This is a genomic window from Hydrogenophaga sp., from assembly GCF_019264445.1.
Taxonomy (GTDB): domain Bacteria; phylum Pseudomonadota; class Gammaproteobacteria; order Burkholderiales; family Burkholderiaceae_C; genus Hydrogenophaga.
This window is the reverse complement of sequence record NZ_JAHVAB010000006.1, coordinates 1-14,467: the sequence shown is the minus strand read 5'-3', so window position 1 is coordinate 14,467 and position 14,467 is coordinate 1. Positions and strand designations below refer to the sequence as shown.

18 protein-coding genes are annotated in these 14,467 nt (G+C 67.0%); 8 read left to right on the top strand and 10 right to left on the bottom strand.

Translation table 11 applies throughout. The features are described from left to right. The first annotated feature begins 31 nt into the window (after window positions 1–31). The 3 genes from KXJ60_RS00425 to KXJ60_RS00415 are packed head-to-tail and all read left to right on the top strand — an operon-like array spanning window position 32 to window position 2,290. Window positions 32–607 (top strand): RNA polymerase sigma factor, encoded by a 576-nt coding sequence (locus KXJ60_RS00425; protein ID WP_291123225.1) that lies wholly within the window; start codon window positions 32–34, stop codon window positions 605–607. After that, window positions 604–1,479 carry an ankyrin repeat domain-containing protein gene (locus KXJ60_RS00420; RefSeq protein ID WP_291123222.1) on the top strand — a complete coding sequence of 292 codons (876 nt, stop codon included), beginning with the start codon at window positions 604–606 and terminating at the stop codon, window positions 1,477–1,479. The genes KXJ60_RS00425 and KXJ60_RS00420 overlap by 4 nt, the downstream gene beginning before the upstream one ends. A 22-nt stretch (window positions 1,480–1,501) precedes the next feature. Beyond that, window positions 1,502–2,290, top strand: coding sequence for an SDR family oxidoreductase (locus tag KXJ60_RS00415; protein WP_291123220.1), 789 nt, complete (start codon window positions 1,502–1,504; stop codon window positions 2,288–2,290). Between the two features lie 13 nt (window positions 2,291–2,303). Here the strand turns inward: KXJ60_RS00415 and KXJ60_RS00410 are convergent, their stop codons facing one another. Together KXJ60_RS00410 and KXJ60_RS00405 are read right to left on the bottom strand one after the other, a co-directional pair. Then, the gene (locus tag KXJ60_RS00410) at window positions 2,304–3,536 is read right to left on the bottom strand and encodes an MFS transporter (protein WP_291123217.1); all 1,233 of its coding nucleotides are present in this window, start codon (window positions 3,534–3,536) and stop codon (window positions 2,304–2,306) included. Next, window positions 3,526–3,990 carry a MarR family winged helix-turn-helix transcriptional regulator gene (locus KXJ60_RS00405; RefSeq protein WP_291123214.1) on the bottom strand — a complete coding sequence of 155 codons (465 nt, stop codon included), beginning with the start codon at window positions 3,988–3,990 and terminating at the stop codon, window positions 3,526–3,528. Before KXJ60_RS00405 ends, KXJ60_RS00410 begins: the two co-directional genes overlap by 11 nt. A 55-nt stretch (window positions 3,991–4,045) precedes the next feature. On the opposite strand from KXJ60_RS00405, the gene KXJ60_RS00400 reads away from it, so the two are divergent. Then, a complete protein-coding gene (locus tag KXJ60_RS00400) occupies window positions 4,046–4,588 on the top strand; it encodes a PaaI family thioesterase (RefSeq protein WP_291123211.1) in 543 nt (180 codons plus the stop codon). A gap of 5 nt (window positions 4,589–4,593) precedes the next feature. Further along, window positions 4,594–5,004: a lactoylglutathione lyase gene (gene gloA / locus KXJ60_RS00395; RefSeq protein ID WP_291123209.1), complete on the top strand. Its 411-nt coding sequence runs from the start codon at window positions 4,594–4,596 to the stop codon at window positions 5,002–5,004. A gap of 66 nt (window positions 5,005–5,070) precedes the next feature. On the opposite strand, the gene KXJ60_RS00390 is transcribed toward gloA, so the two are convergent. After that, complete coding sequence (locus tag KXJ60_RS00390) at window positions 5,071–5,580, bottom strand: OmpA family protein (protein WP_291123207.1); 510 nt, start codon at window positions 5,578–5,580, stop codon at window positions 5,071–5,073. A gap of 119 nt (window positions 5,581–5,699) precedes the next feature. Between KXJ60_RS00390 and KXJ60_RS00385 the strand changes: the two genes are divergently transcribed. Both KXJ60_RS00385 and pdxH read left to right on the top strand, forming a co-directional pair. Continuing rightward, window positions 5,700–6,299 (top strand): gamma-glutamylcyclotransferase, encoded by a 600-nt coding sequence (locus KXJ60_RS00385; protein ID WP_291123259.1) that lies wholly within the window; start codon window positions 5,700–5,702, stop codon window positions 6,297–6,299. Then, on the top strand, window positions 6,299–6,934 hold the full coding sequence (pdxH, locus tag KXJ60_RS00380) for a pyridoxamine 5'-phosphate oxidase (RefSeq protein WP_291123204.1): 636 nt from the start codon (window positions 6,299–6,301) through the stop codon (window positions 6,932–6,934). The genes KXJ60_RS00385 and pdxH overlap by 1 nt, the downstream gene beginning before the upstream one ends. On the opposite strand, the gene folK is transcribed toward pdxH, so the two are convergent. Genes folK through KXJ60_RS00355 form a run of 5 tightly spaced genes read right to left on the bottom strand, consistent with a single transcriptional unit; the run spans window position 6,931 to window position 11,522 of the window. Beyond that, window positions 6,931–7,401 (bottom strand): 2-amino-4-hydroxy-6-hydroxymethyldihydropteridine diphosphokinase, encoded by a 471-nt coding sequence (folK, locus tag KXJ60_RS00375; protein WP_291123201.1) that lies wholly within the window; start codon window positions 7,399–7,401, stop codon window positions 6,931–6,933. The genes pdxH and folK overlap by 4 nt on opposite strands. An 8-nt stretch (window positions 7,402–7,409) precedes the next feature. Further along, a complete protein-coding gene (gene pcnB / locus KXJ60_RS00370) occupies window positions 7,410–9,059 on the bottom strand; it encodes a polynucleotide adenylyltransferase PcnB (protein WP_291123199.1) in 1,650 nt (549 codons plus the stop codon). Then, window positions 9,056–9,724, bottom strand: a complete 669-nt coding sequence (locus KXJ60_RS00365) for an HAD family hydrolase (protein WP_291123196.1) — start codon at window positions 9,722–9,724, stop codon at window positions 9,056–9,058. The genes pcnB and KXJ60_RS00365 overlap by 4 nt, the downstream gene beginning before the upstream one ends. Window positions 9,725–9,726: 2 nt before the next feature. Continuing rightward, window positions 9,727–10,413 carry a DnaA regulatory inactivator Hda gene (hda, locus tag KXJ60_RS00360; RefSeq protein ID WP_291123256.1) on the bottom strand — a complete coding sequence of 229 codons (687 nt, stop codon included), beginning with the start codon at window positions 10,411–10,413 and terminating at the stop codon, window positions 9,727–9,729. Window positions 10,414–10,430: 17 nt separating this feature from the next. Beyond that, on the bottom strand, window positions 10,431–11,522 hold the full coding sequence (locus KXJ60_RS00355) for an AI-2E family transporter (RefSeq protein ID WP_291123193.1): 1,092 nt from the start codon (window positions 11,520–11,522) through the stop codon (window positions 10,431–10,433). A gap of 154 nt (window positions 11,523–11,676) precedes the next feature. Here KXJ60_RS00355 and purM point away from each other — a divergent pair, with 154 nt between their 5' ends. After that, window positions 11,677–12,714, top strand: coding sequence for a phosphoribosylformylglycinamidine cyclo-ligase (purM, locus tag KXJ60_RS00350; RefSeq protein WP_291123190.1), 1,038 nt, complete (start codon window positions 11,677–11,679; stop codon window positions 12,712–12,714). A gap of 23 nt (window positions 12,715–12,737) precedes the next feature. Here purM and KXJ60_RS00345 read toward each other — a convergent pair whose 3' ends face one another. Next, window positions 12,738–13,370: an NAD-dependent dehydratase gene (locus KXJ60_RS00345; protein WP_291123187.1), complete on the bottom strand. Its 633-nt coding sequence runs from the start codon at window positions 13,368–13,370 to the stop codon at window positions 12,738–12,740. Between the two features lie 119 nt (window positions 13,371–13,489). Continuing rightward, a complete protein-coding gene (locus KXJ60_RS00340; RefSeq protein WP_291123185.1) occupies window positions 13,490–14,290 on the bottom strand; it encodes a tetratricopeptide repeat protein in 801 nt (266 codons plus the stop codon). Window positions 14,291–14,467: the final 177 nt, after the last annotated feature.

Sequence of the window (14,467 nt, the reverse complement as noted above, 5' to 3'; positions counted from 1 at the left end):
GCAGCAGCTGCTGAGGTGCCCATAATCCTTCATGACCGACGAGGCCGCGCCCGCCGACGAAACGCTGATGCAGGCCTTTGCTGCCGGTGACGCCCACGCGTTTGAAACCCTGTACGACCGCCACGCCTTGCCCGTGTGGCGCTTCGTGCTGCGCAGCGTGCACGACCCCGCACTGGCCGACGACCTGGTGCAGGACGTGTGGTTCTCCCTCGTGCGCCAGGCGCCGCAATACGCCGTGAGGGCGCGCTTTCGCACCTGGCTCTTCACGCTGGCGCACCACCGCCTGGTGGACCACTGGCGCACCCGCAAAATGCACGCCAGCCTCGACGCCGACACAGACGAAGGCGCCGCGCTCGCCGACACGCTCGCCGCCGACTCGGGCTTTGGTCCGGTGAAGCAGCTGCAGACACGCGAGCAGGCACAAGCCCTGCTCGACGCGCTCGCTGCCCTGCCCTTGCCGCAGCGCGAAGCCTTTCTGCTGCAGGCCGAAGGCGGCCTCAGCCTGGCCGAGATCGCACAGGCCACCGGCGTGAACGCAGAGACCGCCAAGAGTCGCCTGCGCTATGCGCGCGAGCGGCTGCGCCATGCCCTGGAGGCGTTTGCATGAAGCCCGTTGACGAACTGCTGCAGCGGTACCGCGAAGCCAACGCGCTCGACCCGGCGCGACCCGGTCCGGCCGTGCGCGAGAACGTGCTGGCACGGGCGCGCACCGCCGCGCAATCCGTCCGCGCGCCAGGCACCGAGAGACCTGCCGCCAACGACCCGGCATGGCGCTGGCGCGCCCTGGGCGGCCTCGCCGTGCTGGGGCTGGCCACGCTCGTGGTGCTTCAGTTCGACCGCGGCCACCCGCAAGAGCGAGAGGTCGCGCTGGGCGAGACCCATCTCCCCCGGCGTGACAGCGCAAACGCCGACAACACGCGCGCCCCCGGTGTCGCTCAGGACCCGACACCTTCAACGCCGCCCAAGCGCCACGAACAGAAGACCCCGCCCGCCCCACCTCCGCCCGCTCCCGCATCACCGCCCAGCGCGTCCACCGCCCCCGCCACCGCCGCATCGCCCGCACCCGAGACGGCGAGCCGCGCCGACGCGGCACCGGGCGCGGCCGGCGCGCCAGGCAAGGCGGACCGTGCCCGTAAGGAAGCTCCCGCCTCGCTGTCCGCACGGCGCGCGGCAGCGCCCGTGCTCAGGTCATCGCCAACGGATGCGAACGCTCTGGCTGCGGCGGCTGCGCGCGGTGACGCCGGCGCTGCGCGCGAAGCCCTGGCGCACGGCGCCGATGTGAACAGCGCCGATGGCCGAGGCCGCACCGCGCTCATGCTCGCAGCGCAGCGCGGCGACGCCACGCTGGTGCGCCTGCTGCTCGACGCCGGCGCAGACCCTTCGCTCACCGATCTTGAAGGTCTGCGCGCCGCCGACCTGGCACGAAAAGCGGGGCATGAAGCCGTGGCGCAGCTCCTTGCGCCAGCGGGCCCGCGATGAGGACGCTCGCTACCATCGCGACATGAACACCAACACCTCTCTTCGCTCCGTGCAGTTCGGCCATCAGGGTCGCATGGTCATCGTCACCGGTGGCGCGCAGGGCATTGGCGAGGCCTGCGCCCGCCGATTTGCCCGCGAGGGCGCGCGCGTCCTCATTGCCGATGTGGCCGATGCCCCGGGTCGCGCGCTGGCCCGTGAGCTCAGTGGCGTGTACCGGCGCTGCGACGTGGGCGACAAGGCCGATGTGGATGACGTGGTCGCCCACGCGCTGGGCGTGCACGGCCGCATCGATGTGCTGGTCAACAACGCCGGCATCTTCAAGGCCGCGAACTTCCTCGAGGTGACCGAGGAGGACTTCGACGAGGTGCTGCGCGTCAACCTCAAAGGCGCGTTCCTCATGGGCCAGGCCGTGGCACGCGCCATGGTGCACACCGGCGGTGGCGCCATCGTCAACATGAGCTCGGTCAATGGCGTGCTCGCCATTCCCAACATCGCCAGCTACAACGTGAGCAAAGGCGGCATCAACCAGCTCACACGGGTCATGGCGCTGGCATTGGCCGACCAGGGCATCCGCGTCAACGCGGTCGCGCCCGGCACCATTGCCACCGAGTTGGCGGCCCAGGCCGTGCTGACCAGCGAGGAGGCGCGCCAGAAAATCCTGAGCCGCACCCCCATGAAGCGGCTGGGTGAACCGGCCGAAATCGCGGATGTGGTGGCATGGCTGGCCAGCGACGCAGCGAGCTACGTCACCGGCGAAATCGTCACGGTGGATGGTGGCCGCATGGCCTTGAACTACACCGTGCCGGTGTAGAGCACCTCGCGCCTCACGCGGCGCGAACCCTCACCACGGCGGCTTCTCGGATCGGCAGATGGATCAGCGCGGCCCCCACTGCGAGCACGATGTCGATGTACCAGACCCAGTCGTAGCTGCCGGTGGCCTCGAACACCTGCCCACCCAGCCAGGCCCCGAGAAACCCACCCACCTGATGGGCCAGCATCACGATGCCAAACAGCATGGCCATGTTGCCCGTGCCGAAAAACTTCGCCACCAGACCCACCGTGGGCGGCACGGTGGACAGGAAGGTCAACCCCATCACCGCGGCAAAGGTGAGCATCACGGCCTCGGTCTTGGGCGCCAGCAGAAAGATCAGCACGGCCAGTCCCCGCGTGGCATACACCAGCGACAGCAGCGACTTCATGCGCCAGCGCCCCACGGCCCACCCCATCGACAGACTGCCCACGATGTTGAACAAGCCAATGATCCCCAGCGCCCACGCACCCACCGGGGCCGGCAGGCCGCACGCGGCCACCACGCCGGGCAGGTGCGTGGCGAGAAACGCCACGTGGAACCCGCAGACGAAGAAGCCTGCCGAGAGCAGCAGGTAGCTCCGGTTGCCCAGCGCCTGGTGGATGGCCTGACCCGCAGGCAATGACACGGCCGCCGGCGCAGCGCCGGCAGCACCCCTGGGCCCCGGGCCGCGGAGCACCCAGGCCGCGGGCAGCGCCAGCAACACGATCAGGCCCAGCGCCTGCAAGGCACCCACCCAGCCCAGGCCGACGGTGAGCGCGGCCGCCAGCGGCGCCATGAGGAACTGGCCGAAAGAGCCACCCGCATTGACGATGCCGGTGGCCATGCCCCGTCGTTCGGGTGGCATCAGGCGCGTGGTCGCGGCCATCAGCACGGAAGGCCCGGCCATGCCGGCACCACCGGCAGCGAGCACGCCAATGGCGAGGATGAGTCCCCAGGTGCTCGTCATGAGCGGCGTGATGAACGTGCCCAAGGCCACCAGCACCACGCCCACCAACAGCACGCGACCGGCGCCCACGCGGTCCGCCACGGCACCCGCAAACGGTTGTGTGAGCCCCCACCAGAGTTGGCCGAACGCGAATGCCAGGCTGATGCTGCCCACACCCAGGCCGGTCGCCGTGTTCAGTGGCGAGAGAAAGAAGCCCATGGTCTGCCGCGTTCCCATGGTCAGTGCAAAAGCCCCGGCCGCCGCCAGCAGCACCAGCCACCACACGTAGGGCACGCGGGTGGGCGCAGATTCAATCTTCATGAGCGTCTTCCTCGTGAAACGCTGCCAGACCCTGGTCCAGCAGCTCGTGCAGCGCGGCCACCGTGGCCACGCCCAGCTTGTCGTTGAGCGCCACCTGGGCGGCTTTCCACTGCCGCTGCGCCTGGCGGCGCTGGCTCAGACCCGCTTCGGTGATGTGCACCAGCCGGCTTCGCGCGTCGCCGCCCGCGCCCACCGACAGCCACCCCGCTGCGATCATCGGCTGCAGGTTGCGCGTGAGCGTGGAGGCGCTCATGTCCATGCGCCGCGCCAGCTCGCCCGGCGCCAGCGGCCCGAGCCGGTCCACGTGCGTGAGCAGCGAGTACTGCGTGATCTTCAGGCCCGATCCCGCCAGGTGCTGGTCGTAGTGCTGCGTCACGCGGCGCGTGAGCTGGCGCAGCTTGAAATTGGTGCATCCCGACGGGGTGGTCGTTGACGCCTGGGTGTCAGCATTCATGAAAAGATTGTATCTACAATATTTGTATCTGCAATGAAATGAAAAGAAGGACCCCATGAACGTTGAAGCCACCATTGCGCAATGGAACCTCGAATACGACGCCGTCGTGCAGCGCCTGAACGCCGGCGCGGGTGTGGGCCTGGCGAACCCGGCCGATATCGCTGGATTGACAGGCCTGCAGCAGATGCAGGCCATGCTGGACGGCAGGCTGCCCTATCCGCACATTGCGCAGACGCTGGATTTCTCCCTGGTGGAAGTCGGCGAGGGCCGCGCTGTATTTCAAGGGCAGCCACAGCTCAAACACTACAACCCGCTGGGCACCGTGCACGGCGGCTGGTACGCCACGCTGCTGGACTCCGCTGTGGGCTGTGCCGTGCACACCGCCATGCCCGTGGGCAGGGCCTACACCACTGCCGAGCTCAGCGTGAACATCGTGCGGGCCGCTTCGCACAAGAGCGGCCCGTTGCGCGCCATCGGTACGGTGGTGCACGCAGGGCGCCAGCTGGCCACCGCCGAGGGACGCATCGTCGGCCCCGATGGCAAGCTGTACGCGCATGCCACAACGACCTGTCTGGTCTTTGAAGTGCCGTCAAAATAGGCGCCATGAGACTTCTACACACCATGCTGCGCGTGGGCAACCTCCAGCGCTCGATCGACTTCTACACCCAGGTGCTGGGCATGCAATTGCTGCGCACCTCCGAAAACCCGGAGTACAAGTACTCGCTGGCCTTCGTGGGCTATGAAGGCAACCCGGCACAGGCCGAGATCGAACTCACGTACAACTGGGGCACCGAGAGCTACGAACTCGGCACCGCCTACGGCCACATCGCCCTGGGCGTGCCCGATGCCTACGCGGCGTGCGAAAAGATCAAGGCCGCCGGCGGCAACGTGACGCGCGAGGCAGGCCCGGTCAAGGGCGGCACCACCGTGATCGCGTTCGTGACCGACCCCGATGGCTACAAGATCGAACTGATCCAGCGCGCCGAGAAGGAAGGCGGCCAGGGCCTGCGCTGAAGCGCACGCTTCACGCGCCCACAAAAAAGCCCGGCATGCCGGGCTTTTTTGGGTCAGCGAGAAGGCTCAGGGCGCGATCGCCACTTCCACCCGGCGCGCTTCGGCGTTGTTGCCCGTGCCCATGGTCTGCTCGGGTTTCTTCAACTCGACCCCGGCTTCAGCCACGCCAGCACCCACCAGCGCTGCGCGCACCGCCATGGCACGCTGCTTGGCCAGTTCGGCGTTGAACGCGGGATCGCCCGTGGCGTCGTGGAACCCGGAGATCACCAGCTTCTTGCCCGCCTTGGCGGCCGCAATCGCTTCACCCAATGCGTCCAGCGCGCCAGCGGCCAGATCGGCCTTGCCCGAAGCGAAATAGAACTTCACAACACCGTTTTCCACCACCACGCTGGCGTCATCGCTGGAAGCGGCCACCGGGGCTGCGGCGGGGGCTGCCACGGCTGCGGCAGCGGCGGGCGCGGAGCCACGCGACTTGTGAATACCGATGCCCAATGCAAGGCCAACAGCCAAAACGATCACGCTGATCAGCACCAGGGCCACAACGCGATACTCGGGTTCGTCATCCTGAGAGGACATGGAAAACACTCCGTGAAGAATAATGGGAAAGAACTCGACGAAGATTGTAAATGGCCGACCGTGACACACCGAGGGCACGCCGCGTGCCGCACGACCCCAGCCTGAGGGACGGCGCGCAGATGATGGCCGACACGCTCGCGCAGTGGCGGGCCCAGGGGCCGCGCCCCGACCTCTGGGTGTTCGCCTATGCATCGCTGGTGTGGCGACCCGAGTTCGAAGCGGCAGAGCAGCGCCCCGCGCGCGTGCATGGCCACCACCGGTGTCTCGAGATGTGGAGCCGCGTCAACCGCGGCACCTACGCATGCCCTGGCCTCGTGTTTGCACTCATGCCCGGCGGTAGCTGCCAGGGCCTGGCGCTGCGGGTGCCGCACGAACAGGTTGAAGCCCTCATGCCTGTGCTCTGGGCCAGAGAAATGCCCAACCCGGTCTACGACCCGAAATGGCTGCACTGCCACACACCGCAAGGGCCCGTGAAGGCACTGGCCTTCACCCTGTCACGCCAGAGTCCAAGCCACACCGGTACCCTGAGCGACGAGCGCTACCGCGAGATCTTTGCCCGCTCATGTGGGCGCTACGGCACCACACTGGACTACGCCCGCCAGACGTTCGAAGGACTTCTGCACCACGGCATTCACGACCGCGCGCTGCAAAAGCTCCTGCAACTCGCCGATGACCCTACAGTGCCGTCCGCCCAGCACCCCACTTCTATACTGCCCTAATGAATATCGCCGACTTGCGCAAGAGCTACGAAAAGGCCGAACTCAGCGAGTCGGCCTCACACGCCAACCCACTCCAGCAGTTCGAGCAGTGGCTCAACGAAGCGATCAGCAGCGAAGTGCCCGAGCCCAACGCCATGACGCTGGCGACCGTGGGTTCCAACCTGCGCCCCAGCACGCGCGTGGTGCTGATCAAAGGCTATGACGAGCGCGGCATCGTCTGGTACACCAACTACCAGAGCCACAAGGGGCGCGAGCTGGCCGGCAATCCTTTTGCAGCACTGCAGTTCCACTGGGTCGAGCTCGAGCGGGTCGTTCGCATCGAGGGTGTGGTGGAGAAAGTCAGCGACGAAGAAAGCGATGCGTACTTCCACAGCCGCCCACTCGACAGCCGCATCGGCGCCTGGGCCAGCCCGCAGAGCGAAGTGATCGCCAGCCGCAGCGTGCTCGTGACCAATGCCGCCAAGTACGGCGCACAGTTCATGTTGCAACCGCCGCGCCCGCCGCACTGGGGCGGCTACCGCCTCAAGCCCGACAGCTGGCAGTTCTGGCAAGGCCGGCGCAGCAGGCTGCACGACCGGCTGCGCTACACCGCACAACCCGACGGAGCGTGGCTGCGCGAACGGCTCGCGCCCTAAGTCAAGCGCTCGATTCGCTGCGCGGCAACGGCCTGCATCTGCGTTTCGCTCACGAGCCTTGGCGCGATCTCGGCCAAGGGCATCAGCACAAATGCGCGCTCGAACATGCGAGGGTGCGGCACGGTGAGACGTGATGACACGATGCGCGCCTCGCCAAACAGCAGCAAGTCCAGGTCGAGTGTGCGCGGCGCGTTGCGGTAGGGACGCTCGCGCCCGGCTTGTTGCTCGATCGACTGCAAGAGATCGAGCAACTCGGGCGCAGTGCCCGTCGTGGCTACCTCAGCCACCGCGTTGAGATAGTCAGGGCCGCTGGAGTCCACAGGTGCCGTTCGATAGAACCCCGAAGCGCGCACCAGGCGCACACCGGGCGCAGCGGCCAAGGCTTGCAGCGCGGTGCGCAAGGACCGCTCGGCGTCGCCAAGGTTCGCGCCCAGGGCCACGTAGGCCGTGACGTCCTGGCGCGACATCACAAACCTCAGTCGCCCGCCTCGCCAGGAGCGCCGCCGTTGTCGGCACGTCCCGCATCGTTGGGTTTGCGGCGCCGGCGACGGCGTTTTTTGGCGGGGGCACCAACAGCATCTGCAGGGGCACTGTCGAGCGCACTCTCGTCCGTTGAGTCATCGCCCGCTTCGTCCTGCTGGCGAAAGCGCGGATCGACTGGCTCCACCGGTGAGCTGGCCGGGTGGTCGGCATCGGTGCGCTTCACACGCCGAGCCTTGCCCGCGCCCGGCTTGGCCAGGTTGTCACGGCGCTGGGCGTCCACCATGTCTTCGCGCATGGCATCGCTGGCGGTGCTGAAGGTTTCCCACCAGTGCGACAGCTCTTCTTCCACCTCGCCCACTTGCGAGCGCAGGCGTAGAAAGTCAAAGCCGGCGCGAAACCGCGGCTGCTCGACCAGGCTGAAAGGCGACGTGCCCACGCGCTTGTCAAAACGCGGCTGCATCATCCAGATCTCGCGCATGTCCGCACCCAGCTTGCCTCGGCCCGACACGTCGCCGATGCGCGCCTCGAAAGCGTCGTCCACCGCTTCCTGCAGCGCCGCAAAAGGTGCAGGCGCCCGCTGTCCGGGGCGCGGCGTAAGGCGCTGGTTCCAGCTCTTGCGCACATCGGCCCACAACACACAGGCCAGCAGAAAGCTGGGCGCCACAGGCTTGCCTTCGCCCACACGGCGGTCGGTGTCCTGCAGCGCGAGCTTGACGAACTCGTCGTCGGCGCGTTGCACCACCACATCGAGCAACGGGTAGATGCCGGTGCCCAGGCCCACGGCCTTGAGCTGCGCCACGCTGGCCAGCGCATGGCCGGTTTGCAGCAGCTTGAGCATCTCGTCAAACAGGCGGCTCTGCGGCACGTCGGCCAAAAGGGTGTGCGACGAGGCCAGCGGCGCGAGCGTCTTGGCGTCGAAGGTGAAGCCCAGCCCGCTGAGCTTGGCCGCAAAGCGCACCGCGCGAATGATGCGCACCGGGTCTTCGCGGTAGCGCGTGGCGGCGTCACCGATCATGCGCAGCGTGCGTTTCCTGGCGTCACGAATGCCATGGTGGAAATCAACCACGGTTTGCGTTTCCGGGTCGTAGTACATCGCGTTGATGCTGAAGTCGCGGCGGGCGGCATCCTGCTCGATGGGGCCCCAGACGTTGTCGCGCAGCACACGCCCGCTGGCGTCCACCGCGTGCTTCATGCCGGCAAGTTCGCCCTTGCTGGTGCGCTCGTTGCCGGCCACCTGCTCGGCGTCGGCGCTGTCGAGGTAGGCGCGGAAGGTGGAGACTTCGATCACCTCGTGCTCGCGCCCACGGCCATAGACCACGTGCACGATGCGAAAGCGCCGTCCGATGATGAAGGCACGGCGAAACAGGCTCTTGACCTGCTCGGGCGTGGCGCTGGTGGCCACGTCGAAATCTTTCGGGCGCAAGCCCAGCAGCAGATCGCGCACGGCGCCCCCCACGAGGTACGCCTCGAAGCCGGCCTGCTTGAGCGTGTGCACCACGTCCAGCGCACGCTGGTCCACCAGCGAGCGGTCGATGCCGTGCACGCTGGCCGGCACATCTTCGCGTTTGCCAAACGGGTGGGCGCGGCGGCTGGCGGTGCCGCTGGTCTTGCCCAGCAGCCGGTCGATGAATTTCTTGATCATTCGAATAGGTTCAATGTGCGCCAGCCCCGCTCGAGGGCGATGGCGCGGAGTCGGGCATCCGGATTGGTGGCCACGGGCTCGTGCACTTTTTCCAGCAGCGGGAGGTCGTTGATCGAGTCGCTGTAGAAAGTGCTGTGCTGCACGCGCGACCAGTCCAGCCCGCGGGCAGCCAGCCATTGTTCCACACGGGCGATCTTGCCCTCGCGAAACGACGGCGTGCCCCGGATGGCGCCGGTGGGCTCGCCATGCGCGTCACGCTCGAGCTCGATCGCAATCAGCTCGTTCACGCCGAAAGCCTGCGCAATCGGACGCGTGACGAATTCGTTGGTGGCGGTGACGATGACCACCGTGTCGCCGGCTGCCTGGTGCCGGCGCAGCAAGGCCCGAGCCGGCTCGCGCATGGCTGGCTCGATCACTTCGCGCATGAAGCGCTGATGGGCCTTCAGCGACGCCGCCAGCCCATGCTCGCGCACGGCGTCGGTGGCAAAGCGCACGTAGCGGTGAATGTCCAGCGTGCCGGCCTTGTAGTCGGCGTAGAAGCCGTCGTTGGCCTGGGAGAAACTGTGGGCATCTCGCCAACCCAGGGCGACGGTGAATTCGCCCCAGGCGTAATCGGAATCGAGCGGGATCAGGGTGTGGTCCAGGTCGAAAAGGGCCAATCTCATGTTTATTCGTTTTCCAGCATCGATTTGATCAACGGGATGGTGATGGCGCGCTGGGTGCGCAGGGCATAGCTGTCGAGCTGGTCGAGCAGCATCATCAGGCTGGAGAGGTCGCGCGAGAAGCGGCGCAGCATGAAGTCCATCACCTCGTCGCTGAGGAACACGCCACGCTCGTCAGCCGCCCTGCGCAACACGGCGCGGCGTTCGGTTTCGCTCAAGGCCTGCAGCTGGAACACGTGGCCCCAGCCCAGGCGCGTGCGCAGGTCTTCGCGCAGGCGCAGGTCGGCCGGCGGGCAGGTGGCCGCCGCCAGCACCCACCGGGACGGGCCGTGTGCGGGGCTTTGTGCATTCACGAACCAGTTGAACGCCGCGGCCTGCTGGGCAGCGGTGTAGAGGTGGCAGTCGTCCAGCAGCACGGCATCCCAGTCGTCGCTGAACTCGGTGGGGTCCAGCGTGCCGGCATCCAGCCATCCCACGCGACTGCCCTGCTCGCGCAGGGCTTCGCGCACGGCGCGCAGCAGATGCGTCTTGCCGCTGCCGCTCTCGCCCCACAGGAAGGTGGGCACGGGTGAGCGCAGGGGGTTGTTGGTCCACAGCCGCAGGTGTTCCACCGCCGCTTCATTGCCCGCACCCACGAAGTTGGCCAGCGTGGGCACGGGGGCAAAGCCGATGTCCAGCGCCATCTGCCGCATGGGGGTCGGTCCGGTGCTCATGCGGTGTTCTCCGGCGCCGCGCGCGGGGCCTCCAAATACAGCGCACTGGCCAGGTAGCGCTGGCGAAGGCGGCGTATCGCCACCAGCAGCACGGCGCTGGCGGGCAACGCGATCAACACCCCGACAAAGCCGAACAGGTGCCCAAACGCGAGCAGCGCAAAGATCACGGCAATCGGGTGCAGGCCGATGCGCTCACCCAGCAGGCGCGGTGTGAGATAGAGGCTTTCCACCACCTGACCGACACCGTAAACGGCCGCCACCAGCGCCACACCCAGAACGGTCTGGAATTCGAGCAAGGCGGCCAGCAGTGCCAGCACCAGGCCCACACCAAAGCCCAGGTAAGGCACGAACACAGCCAGCCCGGTGAACACCCCGATGGGCAAGGCCAGATTCAGCCCGACCAGCGCCAGGGCCACGGCGTAAAACACCGCCAGCAAGCCCATGACCAGCAGTTGCCCGCGGAGGTACTGGCCGAGCACTTCGTCGGTCTCGTCCAGAAAGCCCTGCACGCTGGTGCGCCAGCGGGGCGGAATCAAGGTTTTGGTGCGCTCGACCAGGTTGTTCCAGTCCAGCAGCAGGTAATACGCCACGATGGGCATCAGGAACAGGTTGCCCACCACGGCCGCGAGCGCGCTGCCGCCAATGCGCAGGGATGAGAGCAGGTGGTCAAGGATTTCGCCCTCGTGACCCGACACCAGCCGCGTGAGCCACTCGCGCACCAGGCCCACGTCCACCGAGAGGCTCACGCCCAGCCGACCGGCCAGAGGTGTCAGCCAGGCGTTCAGGCGGTTGAGCAGATCGGGCACCTGCTCGCGCAGCAGCGGCACCTGCTTGGTGATGACAGGCACGATCAGCAGGAACACCGCCAGCAGCACCAGCATGAGCAGCGAGATGGCCATTCCCGCACCCAACCAGCGCGGTACACCCTTGGCGCGCAAGCGCTCCACCAGTGGGTGCAGCGCGTAGGCCAGCACCGCAGCCAGCAAAAAGGGCATGAGCACCGGCGCAAGCAGCGTGAACAGCAGCCAGATGACGACCGCGATCGCGGCCCACAGCAGGGCGCGGATCTGGTGGGAGGTCAGGGGCATGGGGCAGGCTCGGCAAGGTGGACGGGATCGCTGGGGCAAACCCGTAAAATCTGGGGCAAATTCTATCGGGCCACTCTCAGCGCAGCTGAAAGCCCCCACCCACACCGCGTTCCGTCCACCGACCCGCCCCTCCCCGCGTGGGGCCTGCCCGCACATGACCTCCCCCTCCACTCCCCTTTCCTACAAAGACGCCGGCGTTGACATCGATGCAGGCGATGCCCTGGTCGAGCGCATCAAGCCGCTGGCCAAAAAGACCATGCGCGAGGGCGTGCTCGCCGGTATCGGCGGGTTCGGAGCGCTGTTCGAGGTGCCCAAGCGTTACCAGGAGCCCGTGCTCGTGAGCGGCACCGACGGCGTGGGCACCAAGCTCAAGCTGGCGTTTGAATGGAACATGCACGACACGGTGGGCATTGACCTGGTGGGCATGAGCGTGAACGACGTGCTGGTGCAAGGCGCCGAGCCGCTCTTCTTCCTGGACTATTTCGCCTGCGGCAAGCTCGACGTGGACACCGCCGCCGCCGTGGTGGGCGGCATTGCCAAAGGCTGCGAACTCAGCGGCTGTGCGCTCATCGGCGGCGAAACCGCCGAAATGCCCGGCATGTACCCCGCAGGCGAGTACGACCTGGCGGGCTTTTGCGTGGGTGCGGTCGAGAAGTCGAAGATCCTCACAGGCCAGAACGTGAAACCCGGTGACGTGGTGCTCGGGCTGGCTTCGCACGGCGTGCATTCCAACGGCTTCTCGCTGGTGCGCAAGTGCCTCGAACGCGCGGGCACGAACCTGCCCGCCACGCTGGATGGCCAGCCGTTCAGGCAAGCCATCATGAAACCGACCCGCCTCTACGTGAAGAACGTACTGGCCGCGCTGGCGCAGCATCCCATCAAGGCCCTGGCCCACATCACGGGCGGCGGCCTGCTCGAGAACATTCCCCGCGTGCTGCCCGAAGGCAAGGCCGCGCACCTGAAGAAGGGCAGCTGGCCGCAGACCGAGTTGTTTGCCTGGCTGCAAAAGACGGCGGGCATCGACGACATCGAGATGAACCGCACGTTCAACAACGGCATCGGCATGGTGGTGGTGATCGCCGCCGACCAGGCCGGCGCGTGCGCAGACACCCTGCGAAGCCTCGGTGAAACCGTGTTCGAAATCGGTCAGATCGCCGAGCGCGGCACGGGCGCTGCGGTGGTCGTGGCCTGAGGGCGCCGGCCGACCGGCTGCGCCTACAGCAAGGCTTCCGACGGCAGCACGTGCACGCCGGGCGAGGCCAACAACGCCGCCCGCACAAGGTGATGCGCGATGCGATCCGCGGGCACAACACGGTAGCGGCGCGGCAACAGGGGTTGCAGCACTCTGGAAACACCCACCGCCAACTGCTCCAAAGGACGTGAAGTCGGCCGTTTTCCACCGATCAGCCCCGGTCGGACCAGGGTGAGGGAGGGGTAGCCCACTGCTTGCAGGTCGCGCTCGGTCTCGCCCTTGGTGCGCGAGTAAAAGACGCGGGAGCCCACATCAGCGCCCAGCGCCGAATTGAGCGCAAACGCCCTTGCGCCGTGGCGCCAGGCCAGGTAGGCCACCTCCAGCGTGTGGTCGTGGTCCACCTTGTAAAAGGCCGCCTGCGAACCCGCCGCCCGGATCGTGGTTCCCAGCGTGCAGATCACGGCGTCGACCCGCCACCATGGGGCGTCTTCGGGCAGGCGCTCGAAATCCACGACGGGATTGAGCAGTTTGGGGTGCGGCGGGAGGGGTTTGCGCGTGGGTGCGACCACGCTCTCGACGGTGGGATCGGCCAGGAGTTGTTGCAGCACATGGCTGCCCACCAGCCCGGTGGCGCCCACCAGCATCAGTTGTTTCATGAAGTTGTTTGTCACGTCGGTCGGCCCGCATGGTCGACGCGTGGGGGTGTGGCGTCAAACAGAATTACATGGCGACACATCCCGAACGCCACTGTCGGCGCGGGTTGCGCCCGCCAACCTCAGTTCGAAGCGCTGCGCAACTCCTGCAGACGCTGCGCGATGGAATCGCGATCCAGCGTGTCTTCGGCATGGGCGACGTAGGTTTCGAGGTCGGCCACCGCCAGCCGCACATCACCCATCTCCGCCCAGGCCAGGCCGCGGTCGCGGTACTCCACCCAGGCATCGGGCAGCAGGATGAGCAGGCGGTCCAGCACCGCAATGAGGCGCAGCCAGTCGTCCTGCGTGCGGTGGATTTCCTTGAGGTTGCGCAGGAGCCGCGCCAGGATGTCGCGCGGCGTGGCGGCCTGCAAGTAGAGGCCCACGGGCACGTCGAAATCGTCCACCAATCCGTTGCGGCGCTTGTAGGGCTCCAGGCGCTCCGACAGATCCTCGCGGCTGAGGGACTGCCCGGTGAAAGGGTCGATCACCACCTGCCCGTTCGGCAGGTTGACCTTGACCATGAAATGACCCGGAAAATTCACGCCGCGCGCCTTCAGCCCCAAGCCCTGCGCCAGCTCCAGCCAGAGCACGGCCAGCGTGATCGGGATGCCGCGGCGGGTTCGCAGCACCGCATTCAGAAAACTGTTGTCGGGGTCGTAGTAGTTGTTGACGTTGCCGCCAAAACCCATGTCGCGGAAGAAAAACTGATTCAGCGTGCGCAGCCGCTGCAACGGCCCCGCATCCGCCGCACAGCGCCGGCGCACACGGGCCAGCATCTGGTCGACGTCACCCAGCACTTGCTGCACATCGAGATCGGGGTACTCGTCCTGGGCAATCGCCGTGGCAGCCTCGAACAGCGGCAGCGCATCGTCATCACCCACCAACGAAGCAAAGTAGCCCAGGGGGGTGGGAGCGGGGTAAGCAATGGGATGAACGCCCCCACCCGTAACGGCATCGACGTGCCAAAGTGGAGACGTTAATCAACCACTTGAACCGAGAGGGGCGTCCACCATGAAGCTTACGACTGTTGGCATCGACCTGGCGAAGAACGTGTTCCA

What these genes read in the sequence shown, in the direction of transcription:
- KXJ60_RS00425 (WP_291123225.1), top strand. Translation starts at nt 32, where the DNA reads ATGACCGACGAGGCCGCGCCCGCCGACGAAACGCTGATGCAGGCCTTT.
- KXJ60_RS00420 (WP_291123222.1), top strand. Translation starts at nt 604, where the DNA reads ATGAAGCCCGTTGACGAACTGCTGCAGCGGTACCGCGAAGCCAACGCG.
- KXJ60_RS00415 (WP_291123220.1), top strand. Translation starts at nt 1,502, where the DNA reads ATGAACACCAACACCTCTCTTCGCTCCGTGCAGTTCGGCCATCAGGGT.
- KXJ60_RS00410 (WP_291123217.1), bottom strand. Translation starts at nt 3,536, where the DNA reads ATGAAGATTGAATCTGCGCCCACCCGCGTGCCCTACGTGTGGTGGCTG.
- KXJ60_RS00405 (WP_291123214.1), bottom strand. Translation starts at nt 3,990, where the DNA reads ATGAATGCTGACACCCAGGCGTCAACGACCACCCCGTCGGGATGCACC.
- KXJ60_RS00400 (WP_291123211.1), top strand. Translation starts at nt 4,046, where the DNA reads ATGAACGTTGAAGCCACCATTGCGCAATGGAACCTCGAATACGACGCC.
- gloA (WP_291123209.1), top strand. Translation starts at nt 4,594, where the DNA reads ATGAGACTTCTACACACCATGCTGCGCGTGGGCAACCTCCAGCGCTCG.
- KXJ60_RS00390 (WP_291123207.1), bottom strand. Translation starts at nt 5,580, where the DNA reads ATGTCCTCTCAGGATGACGAACCCGAGTATCGCGTTGTGGCCCTGGTG.
- KXJ60_RS00385 (WP_291123259.1), top strand. Translation starts at nt 5,700, where the DNA reads ATGATGGCCGACACGCTCGCGCAGTGGCGGGCCCAGGGGCCGCGCCCC.
- pdxH (WP_291123204.1), top strand. Translation starts at nt 6,299, where the DNA reads ATGAATATCGCCGACTTGCGCAAGAGCTACGAAAAGGCCGAACTCAGC.
- folK (WP_291123201.1), bottom strand. Translation starts at nt 7,401, where the DNA reads ATGTCGCGCCAGGACGTCACGGCCTACGTGGCCCTGGGCGCGAACCTT.
- pcnB (WP_291123199.1), bottom strand. Translation starts at nt 9,059, where the DNA reads ATGATCAAGAAATTCATCGACCGGCTGCTGGGCAAGACCAGCGGCACC.
- KXJ60_RS00365 (WP_291123196.1), bottom strand. Translation starts at nt 9,724, where the DNA reads ATGAGATTGGCCCTTTTCGACCTGGACCACACCCTGATCCCGCTCGAT.
- hda (WP_291123256.1), bottom strand. Translation starts at nt 10,413, where the DNA reads ATGCGGCAGATGGCGCTGGACATCGGCTTTGCCCCCGTGCCCACGCTG.
- KXJ60_RS00355 (WP_291123193.1), bottom strand. Translation starts at nt 11,522, where the DNA reads ATGCCCCTGACCTCCCACCAGATCCGCGCCCTGCTGTGGGCCGCGATC.
- purM (WP_291123190.1), top strand. Translation starts at nt 11,677, where the DNA reads ATGACCTCCCCCTCCACTCCCCTTTCCTACAAAGACGCCGGCGTTGAC.
- KXJ60_RS00345 (WP_291123187.1), bottom strand. Translation starts at nt 13,370, where the DNA reads ATGAAACAACTGATGCTGGTGGGCGCCACCGGGCTGGTGGGCAGCCAT.